A 2,647-nucleotide genomic window follows, 5' to 3' on the forward strand; every position below is an offset into this window, starting at 1 on the left:
TGTAGCGCGTCGATCTGGATGGGAAGGCGCGGCAATCTGGATGGCGAGTCAGTGTCGCGGCGAAGTAATGATTGCCGCGCAGATTGTCGTGCGCAAGAGTTTTGTTGAACTCTGATTGTCGCGGAGCGTCAATCAGCGACGGTTTTGGGTGTCGCGTGCGAGGTCGGCCGTCCCGGACCGCGTTTTCGGTCGAGCGCGGTGCGTCTGCGATAGCTCTCGACGTTCATCTCAACGATGGTGGCGTGGTGAACGAGACGATCGATGGCGGCGAGCGTCATGGCGGGGTCCGGGAAGACCTTGTTCCATTCGCCGAACGGCTGATTGGCGGTGATCAGCATCGAGCGCTGCTCGTAGCGTGCGCTGATGAGTTCGAACAGCACGCTAGTCTCGGCCTGGTCCTTGGTGACGTAGGCAAGATCATCTAGGATCAGGAGATCGAAGCGATCAAGGCGGTTGATGGCGGCCTCGAGGTTAAGCTCGCGGCGAGCCAGCTGGAGCTTTTGCACGAGATCGGTGGTGCGGGTGAAGAGGACGCGCCATCCGTTCTCGATGAGGGCCAGGCCGATAGCTGCCGCCAAGTGGCTCTTGCCGCCGCCGGGCGGCCCGAACAGGAGCAAATTGGCGCCCTTGCCCAGCCAGCTGTCACCGGCGGCAAGCGCCATCACCTGCGCCTTCGAGATCATCGGCACGGCCTCGAAGTCGAAGCTGTCGAAGGTCTTCCCGGCTGGCAGCCTGGCCTCGACGAGATGGCGTTCGGTGCGCCGGCGACCGCGTTCGGCGATCTCGTGCTCGGCCATGGTGGCCAGGAAGCGGGCCGCCGGCCAACCTTCCTTGTCGGATTGCTCGGCAAATTGCGCCCACAGCACCTTGATGGCTGGCAGGCGGAGCTCGTTGAGCAACAGATTGAGGCGCGCGGTATCAACGGTGTTGGCCACGCTCATGCGGCACCTCCGGTCTCGGCGGTACCAATGAGGCATTCGTAGGTGGCAAGCGGCGCGAGCTGCACCACGACGTTCGGCAGGTGGGCGGGGTCAGGAGCGAAGTGAGCGCGCAGCCGGTTGAGTTCGGGAAGTCGGCCGGCGTCAAGGTCGGCCGTGAGCTGATCGGCGAGCTCGGCCTCGCAGCCGCGCTCATGAGCGAGCGCGAGGAGATCGACCATGATCCGGCAGGCCTTCTTGTCCGGTAAGCGCTCGCGCAATCGGTCGAAGGTTCTTCGATAGCCCTCGCGCGGGAACAGCCTGTCCCGATAGACCAGATTGAGCAGCGCCATTGGCTTGCGCCGCAGGGAATGGATCACGTGCCGATAATCGACGACCTGGTCGTACTTGCCGTTGGGATGCGGCCGCCCGCGCGGCAAGGTCAGGAGATGCGAGCCACCGACGAACACGTCGAGGTGATCGTCGTAGAGCCGTGCCCGCAGCCGGTGACCGATCAGGCGCGATGGGACCGTGTAGAACACCTTGCGCAGGGTGAAGCCGCCCGAAGACGTCACGCGGACGATCACCTCTTCGTAGTCGGAGGTGCGGCGATCGGGCAGCTCCTGCAATACCACGCGCTCGCTATCGATCCGCTTGGCGTTGCGGGCATTGCGGCGGCTGACGATCTCATCGATGAAGCCGCGATAGGTGGCAAGATCGTCGAAGTCGACAGTTCCGCGCAGCAGCAAGGCGTCCGCGATTGCTCGCTTAAGATGACCGTGGGGCCCTTCGATCGAGCCATTCTCGTGGGCCACGCCTCGATTGTTGCGGGAAGGCCGCATGCCGTAATGGGCACAAAGGGCCTCGTATCGCTGCGTCAGATCATCCCGTGCATCGCGATCGAGATTGCAGAATGCGGCCGACAGGCTGTCGGTCCGATGCTCCCGCGGCGCCCCACCGAGCGACCAGAGGGCATTCTGCAGGCCTTCGGCCAGGGCAACGAAGCTCTCGCCGCCAAGCACGACGTGAGCGTGCTCGAAGCCGCAATAGGCCAAACGGAAGTGATAGAGACGATGATCCAGCGGTGCGCCCGCGATCGTAACACCCAACTCGCCCATGTCTGTGAAGTCGGAGAGGCCGAGCTGGCCAGGCTCATGGATCTGGCGGAAGATTACCTCCTGCTCCTCGCCATGGATCGCCCGCCAGGCACGGATACGACGTTCCAGGGTACGACGGATACCGGTGCCGAGATCAGGATGACGTCGGAGCATCTCCTCGAAGACCGCGACCGGGCGTAAGCCAGGTGCCGACTTCAGGATCGGGACGATCTCGGTCTCGAACACCTCGCTCAACGGGTCCGGTCGTCGCCGGCCGCGGGGAGCCTTCTTTTGCGACGGAAGTCGGGGATCTCTCTCGATCCGATAAGCGGTCGCCGCACTGAATGATGCCTTGGCCGCCGCCACTGGCGGGCTGTCGGTCTGACGGTTCTTCATGTAGAGCCTCATTTGGTGATCTGTGATGTGTCGGCCGGGCAAGCGAGTGATTCCTCTTGGCGGAAGAACCACTTGCATAACCTGCCGGCCGCGATCACCAGTCGGCGCGGTCCCTAGCGGATCGCGCCGACGCCGGGCTCGTAACTCCGGTCGGGCTACGCCCTCCCTTCGTCACGAGCCCGGCGAAACCCTCTCACCTTGATTGACGCGCTCTTCCATCCTGATCGCCGCGCAACA

General features: G+C 63.7%; 2 protein-coding genes. Both read right to left on the reverse strand.

Going from position 1 to position 2,647, the window contains the following annotated elements; all coding sequences use genetic code 11:
- Positions 1-128: 128 nt before the first annotated feature.
- Positions 129-941 carry an IS21-like element helper ATPase IstB gene (gene istB / locus ABIB66_RS43365; RefSeq protein WP_027520171.1) on the reverse strand — a complete coding sequence of 271 codons (813 nt, stop codon included), beginning with the start codon at positions 939-941 and terminating at the stop codon, positions 129-131.
- A complete protein-coding gene (gene istA, locus ABIB66_RS43370) occupies positions 938-2,452 on the reverse strand; it encodes an IS21 family transposase (protein WP_502918370.1) in 1,515 nt (504 codons plus the stop codon). Before istA ends, istB begins: the two co-directional genes overlap by 4 nt.
- Positions 2,453-2,647: the final 195 nt, after the last annotated feature.

Source organism: Bradyrhizobium sp. F1.13.3 (genome assembly GCF_040548265.1).
GTDB lineage: Bacteria > Pseudomonadota > Alphaproteobacteria > Rhizobiales > Xanthobacteraceae > Bradyrhizobium.

What these genes read in the sequence shown, in the direction of transcription:
- istB (WP_027520171.1), bottom strand. Translation starts at nt 941, where the DNA reads ATGAGCGTGGCCAACACCGTTGATACCGCGCGCCTCAATCTGTTGCTC.